General features: G+C 74.3%; 12 protein-coding genes. 5 read left to right on the top strand and 7 right to left on the bottom strand.

Annotated elements, in window-relative coordinates:
• Nucleotides 1-80 precede the first annotated feature (80 nt).
• Nucleotides 81-995: a hypothetical protein gene (locus ACIO6U_RS33160; protein ID WP_355344044.1), complete on the bottom strand. Its 915-nt coding sequence runs from the start codon at nt 993-995 to the stop codon at nt 81-83.
• A 109-nt stretch (nt 996-1,104) separates the two neighbouring features.
• The gene (locus ACIO6U_RS33155; protein WP_355344041.1) at nt 1,105-2,616 is read right to left on the bottom strand and encodes a hypothetical protein; all 1,512 of its coding nucleotides are present in this window, start codon (nt 2,614-2,616) and stop codon (nt 1,105-1,107) included.
• A gap of 207 nt (nt 2,617-2,823) precedes the next feature.
• Between ACIO6U_RS33155 and ACIO6U_RS33150 the strand changes: the two genes are divergently transcribed.
• The 3 genes from ACIO6U_RS33150 (at nt 2,824) to ACIO6U_RS33140 (ending at nt 5,269) form a co-directional block, all read left to right on the top strand.
• Nucleotides 2,824-3,657 (top strand): LamB/YcsF family protein, encoded by an 834-nt coding sequence (locus ACIO6U_RS33150; RefSeq protein WP_401724777.1) that lies wholly within the window; start codon nt 2,824-2,826, stop codon nt 3,655-3,657.
• A 71-nt stretch (nt 3,658-3,728) separates the two neighbouring features.
• Nucleotides 3,729-4,340, top strand: coding sequence for an allophanate hydrolase subunit 1 (locus ACIO6U_RS33145; RefSeq protein ID WP_355344035.1), 612 nt, complete (start codon nt 3,729-3,731; stop codon nt 4,338-4,340).
• Complete coding sequence (locus tag ACIO6U_RS33140; protein WP_355344032.1) at nt 4,337-5,269, top strand: biotin-dependent carboxyltransferase family protein; 933 nt, start codon at nt 4,337-4,339, stop codon at nt 5,267-5,269. Before ACIO6U_RS33145 ends, ACIO6U_RS33140 begins: the two co-directional genes overlap by 4 nt.
• Here the strand turns inward: ACIO6U_RS33140 and ACIO6U_RS33135 are convergent.
• The 4 genes from ACIO6U_RS33135 to ACIO6U_RS33120 all read right to left on the bottom strand — a co-directional run bounded on the left by ACIO6U_RS33135 (nt 5,170) and on the right by ACIO6U_RS33120 (nt 10,311).
• Nucleotides 5,170-6,159, bottom strand: a complete 990-nt coding sequence (locus ACIO6U_RS33135) for an SGNH/GDSL hydrolase family protein (RefSeq protein WP_401724773.1) — start codon at nt 6,157-6,159, stop codon at nt 5,170-5,172. The two genes, ACIO6U_RS33140 and ACIO6U_RS33135, sit on opposite strands and share 100 nt — an antisense overlap.
• Nucleotides 6,156-7,574 (bottom strand): glycosyltransferase, encoded by a 1,419-nt coding sequence (locus ACIO6U_RS33130; RefSeq protein WP_401724770.1) that lies wholly within the window; start codon nt 7,572-7,574, stop codon nt 6,156-6,158. Before ACIO6U_RS33130 ends, ACIO6U_RS33135 begins: the two co-directional genes overlap by 4 nt.
• Entirely contained in the window at nt 7,571-8,692 is a 1,122-nt protein-coding gene (locus ACIO6U_RS33125; protein WP_391050103.1) for a glycosyltransferase, read from the bottom strand. Before ACIO6U_RS33125 ends, ACIO6U_RS33130 begins: the two co-directional genes overlap by 4 nt.
• Before the next feature lie 191 nt (nt 8,693-8,883).
• On the bottom strand, nt 8,884-10,311 hold the full coding sequence (locus ACIO6U_RS33120; RefSeq protein WP_391118569.1) for a HEAT repeat domain-containing protein: 1,428 nt from the start codon (nt 10,309-10,311) through the stop codon (nt 8,884-8,886).
• A 385-nt stretch (nt 10,312-10,696) separates the two neighbouring features.
• Between ACIO6U_RS33120 and ACIO6U_RS33115 the strand changes: the two genes are divergently transcribed.
• Nucleotides 10,697-12,166 carry a SpoIIE family protein phosphatase gene (locus ACIO6U_RS33115; RefSeq protein WP_391164182.1) on the top strand — a complete coding sequence of 490 codons (1,470 nt, stop codon included), beginning with the start codon at nt 10,697-10,699 and terminating at the stop codon, nt 12,164-12,166.
• Nucleotides 12,167-12,380: 214 nt separating this feature from the next.
• Here ACIO6U_RS33115 and ACIO6U_RS33110 read toward each other — a convergent pair whose 3' ends face one another.
• Nucleotides 12,381-13,862 (bottom strand): hypothetical protein, encoded by a 1,482-nt coding sequence (locus ACIO6U_RS33110; RefSeq protein WP_355344015.1) that lies wholly within the window; start codon nt 13,860-13,862, stop codon nt 12,381-12,383.
• A 226-nt stretch (nt 13,863-14,088) separates the two neighbouring features.
• Between ACIO6U_RS33110 and ACIO6U_RS33105 the strand changes: the two genes are divergently transcribed.
• Nucleotides 14,089-15,177 (top strand): aminoglycoside phosphotransferase family protein, encoded by a 1,089-nt coding sequence (locus tag ACIO6U_RS33105; protein WP_355344012.1) that lies wholly within the window; start codon nt 14,089-14,091, stop codon nt 15,175-15,177.
• The last annotated feature ends 257 nt before the right edge of the window (nt 15,178-15,434 follow it).

The following is a 15,434-nucleotide window of genomic DNA, read 5'->3' as shown; positions in this document are numbered from 1 at the left end:
GCGAGTGGGGGGTCGGGGGCGAGTGGGAGGCGGTGGCGAGTGGGAGGCGGTGGCGGTGGCGGGTGGGAGGCGGGCCCCGGTCAGGTGTGGGCGTGGAACGGCAGACCGGCGTCCGCGGCCAGGTCGAGGCCGCTGTCGTCGGCTGCGGCGGGGACGAGGCTGGCGCTGCCGTCGCCGACCGGGACGATGCCGAGGTCGAGCAGTTCGGCCATGGCGGCGCTGCCCGCCATGTCGCGGACCTGCAACTGGTAGCGGGCGGTGGTGCGGTAGGTGCCGCCCGACTCGTCCCCGGTGCGCTGGAGGAAGCCGGAGTCGACGAGGAAGGCGACGGCCTTGCCGATGATGCCGGTGGTGGAACTGGCCAGCCTGCGGGCGTCCTTGGTGGCGCCGGTCGCGCTGCGCCGGGTGTAGACCCGCCAGGCGGCCTCCAGTCCCGGTGCGTCGCTGGCCGGGTCGGTGTTCTCACCGGTCTCGTCGGCCTGTTCCTCCAGGCGGCGGCAGGCCTGGCGGATGAAGGCGTCGATGCCGTTGACGGTGATCCGGCCGATGTAGCCGTCGTCGGCGAGGTCCTCGGGGCGCGGGAAGGCGAGCGCCGCCGCGGCGAGGTGGGCCAGGCCGTGCAGGAAGCGGTCACCGGAGTCGGAGGCGGCGCGGCGGGCGTAGTCGCCCATCCGGACGGCGAACACCGAGTCCTCGCCCGCCGCCAGGGCCATTCCGGCGCGGGGCGAGACCTCCAGCACGATCAGGCCGAGTCCGGCCGCGACCGCGTCGGCCAGGCGCGCGAAGGCGGGGTCCTCGCGGTGGCGGCGGATCAGTTCCGCGTACTCCGCGTCGCGGGCGGGCAGCAGCTTGGGCTGGAGCCCGAAGCCCACGAGGCGGGCGGCGTCCGCCGCGTCGCCGGGCGTCACTCCCCCGGTGCGCGCCGGTCCGGTGCTCCCGGCCTCGTACGCCGCGGCCTCGGGCGTGTCCGCCGCCGTCTCCCGGTACTCGCTCACTTCTCGCTCTCCTCGGTCCAGGCGATGACGCCGGTCGGCACCGTCGCGTCCGCCGTACGTGGTCGCCCGCCGCCGGGTCGGAAACGGCGGGCGGCCGCCGTGCCGGGCCTCACGCGGGCTCCGCGCGCGCGGCCGTCATCGCCGCCGCGTCCAGTCGCGCGGTGCCGACGATGAGGTCGGCGCCGCCGAATTCGTGGTCGTCCAGCGGCGTGCCGTCGTCCACCGCGAAGAGCAGGCGCTGTTCGCCCTGGCGGTAGGCGGTGCCGACCGGCGGGGAGGCGGCGTGGATCGCCAGCAGGGCCAGCAGATAGGGCAGTTCGGGGTCGCGGCGGCGGGCGTCGGCCAGGAGCCCCGACAGGCGGCGCGGCGCGTCGTGCGGCAGGTCGAGCAGATCGAGCGCGGATTCGAGCTGTTCCTCGCTGAACCGGCTGTCGTCCGGGGTGGCGACCAGGTCGGGCTCCGGCATCTCCGCGCCCAGGTGCTCCCGCTCCAGCGGCGGGGTGAGCAGCAGTTCGACCAGGTCGGTGACGCGTACGGCGGACGGGGTGCGCAGGCCCGCGCCGCGGGCGAAGAACGCGTCGGTGACCCGCGACGCGCGCTCGACCGGGATCGGCAGCAGGGGCGCGACGAGCTGCCCGTACAGGTCGAGTCCGGCGCGCGCGGGGGGCGCGGCGAACGCCTGCCGGTCCTGCTCGGCGCGGAACAGCGGTCCGGCCTCCAGCAGCCTGGACTGGAGCTGGGTGTGGCGCCGGATGCAGTCCTTGACGATGTCGACCAGTTCGGCGGCGCGGCGCTTGTGCTCCGGCTCCTCCGCCTCGTCGCGCGCCTTGCGGATGTTGGTGAGGATCGCGTTCTCGTGCCGGTAGCGGTCGGCGACGTGGTCGAGGGCCTCGGCGATCATGTCGGGGACGGTCCGCAGCCAGTCGACCGCCCGGACGTTGCGCCGGGTGGCCTCCAGGGTGCGGCGCAGCGTCTCCGCGTACTGCACGGTGCGGTACCTGGCCTGTTCCGCGGCGAGTTGGGCGTCGGCGAGCCTGCCGCGGCTGATCAGCACCTCCAGCTTGACCTCGGCGGCGATCTGCGCGCTGGTGACGTCGGTGTCGAGCGCGCCGACCAGGACGTTGACCGCCTCGTCGGTGGTGCGCAGGTAGACGCTGCCGCCGGGGCCCGGCACTTCCTCGATCAGCTTGAAGTCGTAGTCCCGCCGCACATATCCGCCGTCGGCGCCGAACGTGCCGTAGACGGCGCGGAATCCGCGGTCGGCGCTGCCGACGTTGATCAGATTCTCCAGCACCCAGCGGGCGACGCGCTCGTGCTCGGCCTGGCCGCGGACGGGGGCCTGCGCGGCGACGCGGGGCAGCAGTCTGGCCACTATCTGGTCGTGGTCCGCGCCGGTGTCGAAGTCCATGTTGAGCGTGACCAGGTCGATCGCGGCCAGCGCGATCTCCGCCATCGCGTACACCGAGTACTCGCCCGCGAGGTTGGCCTTGCGGGTGTCGAGGTCGTGCAGCGGCGCCGTGCAGGCGAGCGCCTTGAGCCTGCGGGCCAGGCCCTCGTCGGCGGCCGGGCCCGGGGCGGGCCGGGCGGCGCCCGGCAGCGAGTACGGGATCGTGGTGGTCACGCCCCACACATTAGGCGGTGGCACCGACAACGAACGAAACGGCACGGATCGCCACGGGGCGGGCACCCGGCGCGTCGGCCCGCGGGAGTGCCATGATCGGTCCCGCGACAGGTACGGCACGGGCACGGAAGACTCGCGGGCGGCGCGCGGAGCACCTTCGGCGCCGTTCGTAGGCGGATACGAGGATACGAGGACGGGCTGATCATCATGGCGGACGCGGTCACCGGGGCGGCACCCGGCACGGCTCCTCGGACACCTCCCGGCGCGGCACCGGACGCCGACCCCGGCGCGGTCATCGATCTCAACGCCGACCTCGGCGAGGGCTTCGGCCGCTGGCGGCTGACCGACGACGAGGCGCTGCTGTCCGTCGTCACCAGCGCGAATGTCGCGTGCGGCTTCCACGCGGGCGACCCGTCGACGATGTGGCGGGTGTGCGAACTGGCGGCGGAGCGGGGCGTACGGATCGGCGCGCAGGTCTCCTACCGCGACCTCGCCGGTTTCGGCCGGCGCTCGATGGATGTGCCTCCGGAGGAACTGGCCGCCGAAGTCGCCTATCAGATCGGCGCGTTGGAGGTCTTCGCCCGCGCGGCGGGCACCACGGTGGCGTACGTCAAGCCGCACGGCGCCCTGTACAACCGGGCGGTGCACGACGCCGAGCAGGCGGTGGCCGTCGTCGCGGGCGTGCGGCTCGCGGGGGAACTGCCCGTACTCGGCCTGCCCGGCTCGCAGTTGCTGCTCGCGGCGGCCCGCGAAGGGCTGCCCACGGTCCACGAGGCGTTCGCCGACCGCGCCTACACCTCGGGCGGCACGCTGGTCCCGCGCCGCGAGCCGGGCGCGGTCCTGGAGTCGGAGGACGAGGTGGTGGCCCGCTCGGTGGGCATCGCCCGCGACGGGCGGGTGACGGCGATCACCGGCGAGAGGGTGCCGGTCGCCGCGAGGTCCTTGTGCGTGCACGGCGACACACCGGGCGCGGCCCGGCTGGCGGCCCGCGTCCGGGAGTCGCTGGAGGCGTCGGGTCTGCGGATCGCGGCCTTCGCGTGAGCCGGGCGGGTTCCGGGGCGGGTTCCGGGGCGGGTTCCGGGCCGGGTTCCTGGGCGGGCACGGGGCCGCGGGTGCTGCGCGCCGGGGCGGACGCCGTACTGGTGGAGTCCGCGACCGGTGAGGAGACGGAGGCGCTGCACGCCGAGTTGCTGCGCAGGCGGGCGGCCGGGGAACTGGCCGGGGTGACGGAGATCGTGCCCGCCGCCCGTACCGTGCTGGTGTGCGGGCTCGCCGATCCGCGGGCCTTCGCCGCCGAGGTGGCCGCGTGGGACGTGCCCGCGGTGCCGCGCGGGAGGGGCGCGGCCGTGGAGATCGCGGTGCGCTTCGACGGGCCCGACCTCGCGGAGGTGGCCGGGCTGTGGCGGGTCTCCCCCGAGGAGGTGGCAGGGACTGTGACCTCGACGCCCTTCCGTGTGGCCTTCTGCGGCTTCGCGCCCGGCTTCGGCTATCTGACCGGACTGCCCGAGCACCTGCGCGTACCGCGCCGGGCCGAGCCCCGTACCGCCGTACCGCCCGGCTCCGTCGCGCTGGCCGGACCGTACGCGGGGGTGTATCCGCGCTCCTCGCCCGGCGGTTGGCAACTGGTCGGCACGACGGACGCCGTGCTCTGGGACCCCGAGCGGGAGCCCGCGGCGCTGCTGAGCCCCGGCACCGAGGTGCGGTTCACGGAGGTGCGGGGGTGAGGGAAACGGCGGCAGGGCAGGCCGAGTTGGCCGTCGTACGGGCGGGGGCGCTCACCACCGTGCAGGACCTCGGGCGGCCGGGCCACGCGCATCTGGGGGTGCCGCGGTCCGGCGCGCTGGACGGTCCGGCGCTGCGGGCGGCGAACCGGCTGGTCGGCAATCCGGCGGAGGCCGCCGGTCTGGAGACGACGGTCGACGGCTGCGCGCTGCGGGCCTCGCACGCGGTGCTGGTGGCGGTGACGGGTGCGCCGTGCGCGGTGCGGGTCGACGGGCGTCCCGCGGCGTGGGGCGCGCCGGTACGGGTGCCGGGCGGGGCGGTGCTCGACGTGGGGCGGGCGGAGCCGGGGCTGCGCAGCTATCTGGCGGTGTCCGGCGGTGTGGCCGTACGGCCGGTGCTGGGCAGCAGGTCGACGGACCTGCTGTCGGGGCTCGGTCCCGCGCCGCTCGCGAGGGGTGACGTGCTGCCTGTCGGCGGCCGGTCCGGGGACGTCATCAGGGGCTCCGACGTGAGCTCTGACGGAGACTTCGTCAGCCTCTTCGGCGAGGGCGATGTGGTGGCACTGCCCGGTCCCGGAGCCGAGCTGGTCCTTCCGTTGGCGCGCGGGCCGCGTGACGACTGGTTCGCGCCGGACGCCTTCCGTACGTTGTTCGGCGGCGGTTACACCGTCTCACCCGCGTCCAACCGGATCGGGCTGCGCACGCGGGGCCCGGCGCTGCGCCGGGCCCGCGGCGGTGAACTGCCCAGTGAGGGCATGGTGCTCGGCGCTGTGCAGGTGCCTCCGGACGGCTGTCCTGTGGTCTTTCTCGCCGACCATCCGACCACCGGCGGCTATCCGGTCATCGGCGTGGTCCCCGAGGGTTCGCTGCCGGCCGCCGCCCAGTCACCGCCGGGGACGCCGGTCCGCTTCGTGCCGCTCAGCACGCGCTGACCCGGCACCGGTGGGCGCGGCGGGGTATACGGCCGCGCCGCCGGGCCCGGCGGGACCTTGAGCGCGGCGAGCGCCGCGACCGTGGCGCGCCGCGCGTCCTCCTCCAACACCGCTGTGTCGCCCTGCCGGTGGTGGCGCAGTTCGGTGCCCGCCAGCCGGATCAGGTCGGGCAGCAGGTCGATGCAGCGGTCGGCGATCCACCGCGTGCCGCGGGTGGCCATCCACCACGCGGCGGCCCGGCGGCCGGGCGGCGCGCCGTCCGGCTCGGGGCGGGGCGCGGGCCCCTGGGCGAGGCCCGCGGCGGTGAGCAGGGCGTGGAAGTCGCGGGCGAGCAGGCGGTGTCCGGTCTCGCTGGGGTGCAGCCGGTCGGCGCTCAGCGCTCCCGGCATGGTCGCCCAGTGGCGCTCCGCGGCGTGGAGGTGGTGCGCGCCGTGGTGCGCGGACAGGGCGTGCACGGTGTCGTTGAGCGCGCGCATCCTGCGGCCCAGTGGCCGGGCCAGCGGCCACGGCAGCCCGAGCACGGTTCCGGGGTCCGGCAGGCACGCGGTGAGCACGTCGCAGCCCTCGGCGCGCAACGCGCCCATCACGAGGTGCAGTTCGGCGGCCACCGCCTGGATGTCGAAGCCGCCGCGCAGCGTGTCGTTCCCGCCGACCAGCACGGACGCGAGGTCCGGCCGGTGCCGCAGCGCCGCTTCGAGCTGCGGACCCGCCACGTCGCCCGAACGGGCCCCGCTCCGGGCGAGGTTGAGCGTCCGGGTGTCGTACGGGGCCGCCGCGAGCCCGTCGGCGAGCAGCGCCGCCCAGCCGCGCCACCCGCCGTCGGGCAGCGGGTCGCCGACGCCTTCGCTGAGCGAGTCGCCGAGTACGGCGAAGCGCACGGCGCCGGTCACGGCCTGACCCCGTCGGACTCCGGTGCGGTCCGGCGGCGCGCGGACGGTGCGGCGGCGCCGACGGCGGCCCGGTGCGCGGTGAGGAAGGCGTTGACGGCGGCGGGCCAGGTGTACAGCTCGGCGCGGGTGCGGGCCATGGCGCGGCGGCCCTCCTCGGGCGCGGCGAGGATTCGCTGTACGGCGGCGGCGTACTCGGCGGGTGTGTCGGCGCAGCCGCCCGCCGGTCCGATGAGGGTGGGCAGCGCGGAGCGGGAGCTGGCCACCACGGGGGTGCCGCACGCGAGGGCTTCGAGGGCGGCCAGACCGAAGGTCTCGACGGGTCCCGGTGCCAGTGCCACGTCGGCGGTGGCGAGCAGTGCGGCGAGGTCGGCGCGCCGCGGCACATGGCCGAGGAAGGTGACCGGCAGCCGGGCGGCCCTGGCCTGGGCGGTGAGCCGGGGCCGCAGGGGTCCCTCGCCCGCGACCACCAGCGCCGCGTCGACGCCGGAGCCGCGCAGGTGGGCCAGGGTCTCCAGTGCCATGCCCGGCCGCTTCTCGGGCGAGAGCCGCGAGCAGAGCACCAGCAGCACGGCGGCGCCGTGCCCGTGCGTCTCGCGCAGCCGCGGGTTCCGGGCACCGGGGTGGCAGCCTTCGAGGTCGACGCCGAGCGGGGCGCGTACGACGTTGCGGGCGCCGATCCGCTCGAATTCGGCGGCGGCCCAGGCCGTGGTGCACACCACACGCGTGTAGGCCAGCGCGGTACGGCGGTTGAGGGCGTCGGCGGCGCGGCGGGCGGGTCCCGAGGGCAGGCCCCAGGTGCCGAGCACACCGTCGGCGCTCTCGTGGGACACCATCAGGGAGGGGACGCGGTGCCGCCTGGCCCACTCCCCCGTCCAGCGCAGGGTGGTGCGGTCGGAGACCTCGATCCGGTCGGGGGCGAGCGAGGCGAGTACGGCCTCCACGGGGGCGCGGCGGGCCAGTACGCGGTAGCCGCCGGTGCCGGGGATCTCAGGGCCCGGCAGGGTGATCACCCGCCCCTGCGGGGTGAGTTCGTCGGAGGCGGTGGCGCCGGGGACGATCAGCACGGGTTCGTGGCCCGCCGCCGCGTAGCCCTCGCCGAGGTGGCGCAGCGCGGTGCGCAGGCCGCCGGAGACGGGCGTGACGAAGTTGGCGAGCCGCACGATGCGCAGGGCCGACTCGGGGTCGCGGTCGAGGGGGTGCGGGGCGGTGCGGGCGCCGCCGTCGGGTGATGCGAGGTCGTCCTGGCCGTACATGACGTCGTCCCTGCCGTCGGTGGGGTCGGTGCCGAAGTCTGTGATGGTGCCGCCGGTTCGCGCGCCGCTCGCCGTACCGGCCGTTCGCGTACCGGTGGTCATGCGGTCGCCCGCGCCGCTCATGCCGTCGCCGTTGACGCCGCCGCTCATGTCGGTGGTCATGCCGCTGCCGCCTCGCGCTCGCCGAGCACCTGGTCGTAGTGGCCGAGGAGTTGGTCGCCGACGGCCTCCCACGTACGGTCGGCGACCGCTGTGCGAGCCGCGCTCCCGTAGCGCTCGCGCAGCCCGTCGTCGCCGAGCAGGAACTGGACGGCCGAGCGGACGGCCGCCGGGTCGAGCGGCGGCACCAGCAGGCCGGTGCGGCCGTGCTGGACGAGGTCGAGGGGGCCGCCGGCCGCCGGGGCGACGACGGGGACTCCACTGGCCATCGCCTCCTGCACGGTCTGGCAGAAGGTCTCGAACGGCCCTGTGTGGCAGAAGACGTCGAAGGAGGCGTGGATGCGGGCGAGTTCGGTGCCGGTCCTGCGGCCCATGAAGACCGTGCCCGGCAGGGCGGTGCGCAGGCTCGGCGCGCTGGGGCCGTCGCCGACGACGACCACGCGCACACCGGGCAGTTCGCAGAGTCCGGCGAGCAGTTCGACGTGCTTCTCCGGCGCGAGCCTGCCGACGTATCCGACGATCAGCTCGCCGTTCGGGGCCAGTTCGCGGCGCAGCGCCCCGTCGCGGCGCGCGGGGTGGAAGCGGTCGGAGTCGACGCCGCGCGGCCACAAGTGGACGCGCGGCACGCCCTGTTCCGCCAGCGCGCTGACGGACGCGGAGGAGGGGGCCAGGGTGCGGGCAGCGGCGGAGTGCACCGCGCGGATCCGGCGCCAGGCGGCGGACTCGCCCGCGTTCAGATACGTCCTGGCGTATCCGGCGAGGTCGGTCTGGTAGACGGCGACGGCGGGGATACGCAACCGAGTGGCGGCGGCCAGGCCGCGCGCGCCGAGCACGAAGGGACTGGCCAGGTGGACCAGCTCCGTCCGGTGCGCGGCGATGGCGGCGGCGGTACGGCGGCCCGGCAGCGCGACCCGCACCTGCGGGTAGCCGGGCAGGGGGAGGGAGGGGACGCGGATGACGGGACAGGGGTCGGGACCGGGGTCCTGGTCGGCCGGGCCCGCGGGCGCGACCACGAGCGGTTCGTGGCCGCGCCGGGCGAGGTGCTCGGCCGTGCGCAGGGCGCAGTGGGCCACTCCGTTGACGTCGGGTGGGAAGGACTCTGTGACGATGGCGACACGCATACCGTGGTTGTCGCCGCATTGAGCGTTGTCAGGGCCACGTGGATCTTTCCCGAAGTGGAACGCCCCATGAGCGTTAGGGCCCGCCCGGCGGATCATGGGCGGTCCGGGTGCCGAAGGGGCCGTTCGTGATCCGCCGGACACGCCCTGAGACCCGCGCCGGGTTCTCCGTGGTCCGCCCGCGGGCCGGCCGCCTACCTGGACGTACCGCCGGAACTGAGCCGGCCGCGTACGGCGGTCTGCACTTCGGCCTCTTCCGCGGGGTCCGCGGCCAGTCTGCGCAGCTGCGCCAGGACCCTCACGTCACCGGACGTCGCGCGGTGCGCGGCCAGCTCGCGGGTGCTCTCCTCGCAGTCCCAGAGGCACTCGACGGCGAACCCGGCGGCGAAACCGGGGTCGGTGACGGCGAGCGCGACGGCGGCGGTGCCGCGGAGCTGGGAGGACGACGTCTCCCGGTAGATGTGCCGCAGGACGGGCGCGGCCAGGCAGGCGGAGAGCCGGCCGACTCCCTCGACGAGCGCGTCGAGCCCTTCGGCGTCCGCGCCGCCGGTCTGTACGGTCCTGCGCAGCGCGCCCAGCACGTGCTCGGCGTCCTGCGGTCCGCCGTGGCGGGCGAGCAGCCGGGCGGCGGCGGAGCCGAGCGGGTCGGTGCGGGCGGCCCAGACGCGGGCGCGGGCCATCGCCTCGTCGTCCCTGAGCCGTTCCAGGGATTCGAGGGCGGCGCGTACGACGAGGTCGTCGGTGGAGACCGCGGCCGTCTCGATCAGGTCCAGGCGCCGGGGGTCGCAGCGGTCGGTGAGGTGGCGCAGCGCGGCGGCGCGGGCGGCTGAGGGGCCGTGCAGGGCCGCTTCCAGCAGTTCCGCGTGGTCCTCGGGGCCCGCGACGGCGGCCAGGCAGCGGGCGGCGGGCTGGTCGCGTTCGACCTGGGGGTGGCGGGTCAGTCCCTGCTGCGCCCATTCGAGGACGGCGGTGACGCTCCAGCCGGGGGTCGGGCCCGCGGAGCGCATCTGGCGCTGCCAGCGGTCGAACGAGACCTGTTCCGCGGCCTTGGCCACGCGGGTCGCGGTGGCCGGTTGCGAGGCGTCCTCGGCCCAGAGCTGCCACGGGCGGGGTTCGTAGGCCTCGCGGACGGCGCGGGCCAGTTCCGCGTCGCCTTCGGGGGTGTGCGGGAAGCGGGCGACGACGGCGGGACCCAGCGCGCGCAGTCCCGCCTCGTCGTCGCGGACCGCCAGCTCGTCGAGCGCCCATTCCCAGCAGCCGCCGGTGGCCGCGTACCGCCGCAGCAGGTGCAGCGCGTCGCGGCGGCCGTACCCGGCGAGGTGTCCGAGGACGGACAGGGCGAGGCCGCAGCGGTGCTCGTCCGGGGCGACCAGGTCGTCCGGGTGGAAGAGGTGGTGTTCGATCCCGTCGAGCGGGCTCTCCAGGTCCGAGTAGAGGCGCGCGTAATACAAGGAGCGCGACTCGACCCGCCAGTCGAGCCGGGGATCGCGCAGCACGCACTGCTCCAAAGCGGCGAGGGCTTCCGTCCGCGGCGCCGCCAGGGCATGCAGGGGCCCGTCTCCGCGTCCTCGCTGGAGGAGGCCGAGAAGGGATCCACTGGGCGCTATGTCTGGGTCGAACATGAGGTCAGCATCCGGTGCGGGGGGTTCCATGGCAACGGGATTTCCGCTACCGGTGCCCGGCATCCTTACCGGCCGTCGTCGGTTTCATGCCTGACGGGAACGGGGGATTCCGTGGGGACGGGCGGCGGAAGCCTACCGACTCGGGGTGTGCCGTGTCGCTTCCGGGCGGCGGGCGGGTGTCGAACGGGTGGCGCGGGAACGGCCGGTGGGGTGGCGCGGAGGGTGGCGTTATGCCGCTGGGCTGGTGGCATATGCCAGAAGCACCACCGTATCGGGTATCGCGGAAACCCTTACGGCCGATCGCTCCCTGTGCAACAGTCGTTACCGGTCCTTCCGTCCGCGACGGCCGTTCAGCGCCTGCCAGCAGACACGTTCGGAGTGTGTCATGCCGTTCCCCACGCACGCGGAGCACAACTCCGCGCAGCCACCGGATCCCGGTGCGGTGGACGCCCTGATCTCTCAGGCGCGTCGCCTCAGGACCCAGGTGGATTCGGTGCTGCGCGAGAGCGCCGCCGCCGCCGAGGACCCCCAGTTGCGCTGGCAGCGCGCCCTGTGCGATCTGGCCGTGCACCAGCTCGACGACGTGGACACCCACCTCGGCCAGCTCAGGGACGGCCTGGACACCGGGTATCCGGGCGGCGACCCGCTGACCGCCGACCTGCTGGTGGACCTGCCGTCGCAGACGTCCCTGCCGCCGGGGCCCGACGCGGTCAGCGCGCTGGGCCGGGCGGGCAGCGCGGAGTGGGACCTGCTCACCGATGACGCGCAGTGGTCGGACGAGCTGTACCGGATCTTCGGCCGGGAGTCCGCCGACGGTCCGCTGACCCTGGACGAGCTGCCCTCGTGGCTGTTCTCCGAGGACCAGCAGATCCTCACCGAGATGGTGACCGGCTGCCTGGTCGACGGCCGTCCGATCGACGGCGAATTCCGTATCGTGCGCGCGGACGGGTCCGTGCGTACGGTGCACATGGTCGGCGAGCCGGTACTCGGCGCCGACGGGGACACCGTGTCCATGTGGGCGGTGTTGCGGGACGTCAGCGACCTGCGGCGCAGCCAGCGCACGCTCCGGGAGACCCGTGACTCCCTCCAGCGGCAGCGGCAGATCGCGCAGACCGAGCGTCGGCTGGCGGTTGAGCTGCAGGAGGCCGTGCTGCCGCCCTGGCGCGGCACCCTGCGGTTCCCGCAGGACGGGGGGCCCACCACGATGGACCTGGCAGCGCATTATCTGCCGTCCGGCACCAGCGCCCTGATCGGCGGCGACTGGTACGACGCGATGCAGTTGCCCGACGGGTCCTCCTTACTCACGGTCGGCGACCTCACCGGACACGGGGTGGCCGCCACGTCCGGTATGGCGATGCTGCTGGGCGCGCTGCGCGGCATGGCCGTCGCGGGCCTCCAGCCCGGCCCCCTGATGGGCTGGCTCAACGAACTGCTCGACACCTCGGCGCAGCCCGCGCTCGGCAGCGCCCTGTGCTGCCGGTACGAGCCGTCGACCCGGCTGCTGCGCTGGGCCCAGGCGGGCCACCCCGCCCCGCTGCTGTTCCGCGACGGGGCGGGGCGGGTGCTCGATTCCCCCGAGGGCGTCCTGCTCGGAGCGACCTCCGGCGCCCTGTACGGGCAGGCCGACGAGCAACTGGCCGCCGGTGATCTGCTGGTGCTGCACACCGACGGCCTCGTGCCGCGCCGTTCCGCGCTGGACACCGACACCGAGAGCGGCTCGGGACGACTCCTGGCGATGGCACCGCTGTTCGCCCGCGCCCGGACCGCACAGGACTGCGTGCGGATCGTCGCCGAGGAGTTCGGCACCCCGGAGCGCGAGGACGACGCCTGTGTGCTGATCGCCAGGATCGCCTGAGCCTTCTTTCCTGCTTCCTTTCCCGTGGACACGTTCCGCGGACAGGTCGCGCGCACGAATTCCATACGGCATTCCGTACGGGCATTCCGCGCGTGCGCTCCGCGGGAGAATCGCGGTCTTCTTTTTCGAGACCCCTCGAGAGCCCGGCAGGGATCTCATCCGTGCTGTCGTACGAGCTGTCCGACCCGTTCGGCGGCAGGCCGGCCGGTCGCTGTCACACGGAGCGGGTCTTCCCGGTGGTTCCCTTCCCCTTGGATTTCGGCAGTGCCGTCTCGATCTCGGTGCGCAGATCCTGGATCTTGGTGTAGCCGGAATACCGGCCGGTGAGCCGGTACATCTCGCGCAGCCGGTCCCAGGTGCGGTGCGAGGAGGTCTCCCCGATGGTGAGCAGCGCCATCCGGGCGTAGCGGTCGGCCTCCTCCGGGTCGTCGGCGATGAAGCAGGCCGACGCCAGCGACAGATAGTCGAAGATCATCGACCGCTCGTGGCCGCCGCCCCGCAGCACCAGCGCCTTCTTGGCGTGGAGTTGCGCCTCGGCCGCGGCCGACGGGTCGTGGTCGGCCAGGGTGCGGAAGGCGAGCGCCTGCATCCCGTGCAGGTCGGCCTCGTCGAAATTCTGCATCCAACTGGGCGCCGGTACATCGCCCTTGTCGGAGACGAACAGGTCCTCGGCCTCGCCGAGGGTCCGCCGCATCGCCTGGCCACGGCCCATGGACGCCTGCGCCCACGCCTCGATGGTGCGCAGCATGGCGCGGGTGCGCGGCAGCGCGGACTCGCCGGATCCGGACTTGGCGAGCTTCATCAGGTCCAGCGCGTCGTCCGGCCGCCCCAGGTGCACCATCTGGCGGGCGGCCCTGGACAGCGCCTCACCGGCCCTGGGCCGGTCGCCGCCCTCCCGCGCGGCGTGTGCGGCGATCACGAAGTACTTCTGGGCGGTGGGTTCCAGGCCCACGTCGTGCGACATCCAGCCCGCCAGCACCGCGAGGTTGGCGGCCACGCCCCACAACCGGCGCTGGAGATGCGCGGGATGGGCGTAGGAGAGCATGCCTCCCACCTCGTTGAGCTGGCCGACCACGGCCTTGCGCTGGAGGCCGCCGCCGCGTGAGGCGTCCCAGGCGCGGAACACCTCGACCGAGCGTTCCAGCGACTCGATCTCCTGGGAGCCGACCGGTACCGCCTCGTACTGGTCGTAGGCGGCGGGGTCGGCGTCGAGCGGATCGTCGAGGACTGGCGCGTCGGCCGCGAGGGCCGGGTCGGTGTGCAGCCAGTCGTGCATGGCGGTGCTGAGTACGGAACCGGTGGCGAGCGCGGCGCCCGCGCCCACCAGACCGCGTCGGTTGAGCATGAGGTCCATTCCCGTGAATTCGGTGAGGACCGCGGCGGTTCGTTCCGGCGGCCACGGGAGGCCGTCTCCGGTCTGTCTTCTTCCCGTCTTCCGGCGCCGGTCGAACCCGAGATCCTCGATGGTCACGACACGGCCGAGACGCTCGGTGAACAGCGCGGCCAACACCTTCGGCACGGGATCGCGCGGCGACTCACCGGTCTCGATCCAACGGCGTACGCGCGATGTGTCGGTCGAGAGCTGCGGATGGCCCATGGCCGCCGCCTGCCGGTTGACCAACCGTGCGAGTTCGCCCTTGGACCAGCCGGTGAGGCCGAACAGGTCCGCGAGTCGGGTGTTGGCTTCATTGCCCACGTCAAGCCCCCAGGTTCCTCGGCTGAATTGACACTATTCCCCCTGACAATGGCCTCGCGACTATTCGCCAGGGTTCGCCAGGGTCCGCTACGTGGTGTGCCACCCGCGGCCGGGTGTCAGGTAGGAACGCGCCACCCCGGTCCGTCTCCGCATTCCCCAGGGTGCGGTACCGGACCGGCCGTGGCACCCCTGAACCGTTGGCACACGAAGGGATCTGCTTCTCCTCATGTATTCGGCATCGTCCTCCGTGTCCGCACCGCCCCGGCCGTCGTACCCCGCCGTCGCGGAATCCGCCCTCCGCCCCCGCCAGGCCACCGCCGTACGGCGCGTCGGCCGGCCCGCGGGCAGCTCCCATCCGCTCAGCGGGAGACTCGACTTGACCGGCCCACAGGGCGCCCAGTTGCGCACCGCCGTCGCCGCCGTGCAGCGCATCTGCCCCGAGTTCGCCCCGGTCCAGCTCCTGCGCCGGGGCGGCCGTACCGCGCTGCTGATCGGCACCTCGGGGCGCGCTCCGGCCGTCGCGAAGTGTCTGCTCGACCAGTCCCCCGCCTGGGCGGAGCGTTTCCGCCAGGAGATAGCGGCCTACCGCACGTTCGTCCGGCACCGGCCGCCGGTCCGGGTGCCGCGGCTGATCGCCGCGGACCCCGAGAGCTGTGTGCTGGTGATGGAACGGATGCCCGGACGGGTGGTGTCGCCGCAGCGGCACCCGGTGCAGCCGCCGACCAAGGGCGATGTGCGGGCGGCGCTCTCGGCGTACTCGCGCGTCAACATGTGGCGCCCGCCCGCCGGTTCCTTCGACGCGCCGATCGACTATCCCGTCCGCATCAACCGCTACCACGAGTTGGGGCTGCTGACCGACCGGGACATGGGCGACCTCCAGCAGCTTCTGCACGGACTGGCCCATGTGCAGGGGCAGTTCTGCCACGGCGACGCGCAGTTGTCGAATGTGCTGCTGTCGCCCGCGGGTCCCTCGCTGGTCGACTGGGAGCACTCGGGCTGGTATCTGCCGGGGTACGACCTGGCGGTGCTGTGGTCGGTGCTCGGCGACGACCCGGCGGCGCGGCGGCAGATCAGCCAGCAGGCGCAGGCGCAGGGTCCGGCGGCGCGGGACTCCTTCCTGGTCAATCTGATGCTGGTGCTGACCCGGGAGATCCGCACCTACGAGACGGCCGTCCAGCGCACGATGCGGGCCGTGGGGCCCGTGGCGCCCGGCGCGGCCGAGGCGGGCGAGGAGCAGCGGCTGCTGCTGCGCCGCCTGCACGACGACTGCGGCATGGCCCGCAGGGCGGTGCGCGCCGCGGTCGGCACCCGGTAGGAGCGGACCGGACGGGTACACCGTGACCGCGGCCGGCCACGAGTTCCGCGCGCCGTCCCGCGCGCCCCACTGGTCCACACCACTGACGAGGAGCAGGCCAGCACGCCGCAGCGGGGAAACTTCCGAAATACGCCGCTGACGTGCGAAGACGGCCTCGTGTCCGGATGCCTGACGGATGGTTGACGGATGTTCCGGCAGCCGATACCTCTGTGGTGCCGATCGTTCGGCATCTCTTGGAGGAGGCTGCTTTGCGAGGA

It is taken from the genome of Streptomyces sp. NPDC087422 (assembly GCF_044744145.1).
Lineage (GTDB): Bacteria > Actinomycetota > Actinomycetes > Streptomycetales > Streptomycetaceae > Actinacidiphila.
Note: the sequence above shows the minus strand (reverse complement) of the source record. Positions and strands in the feature narration are given on the sequence as shown.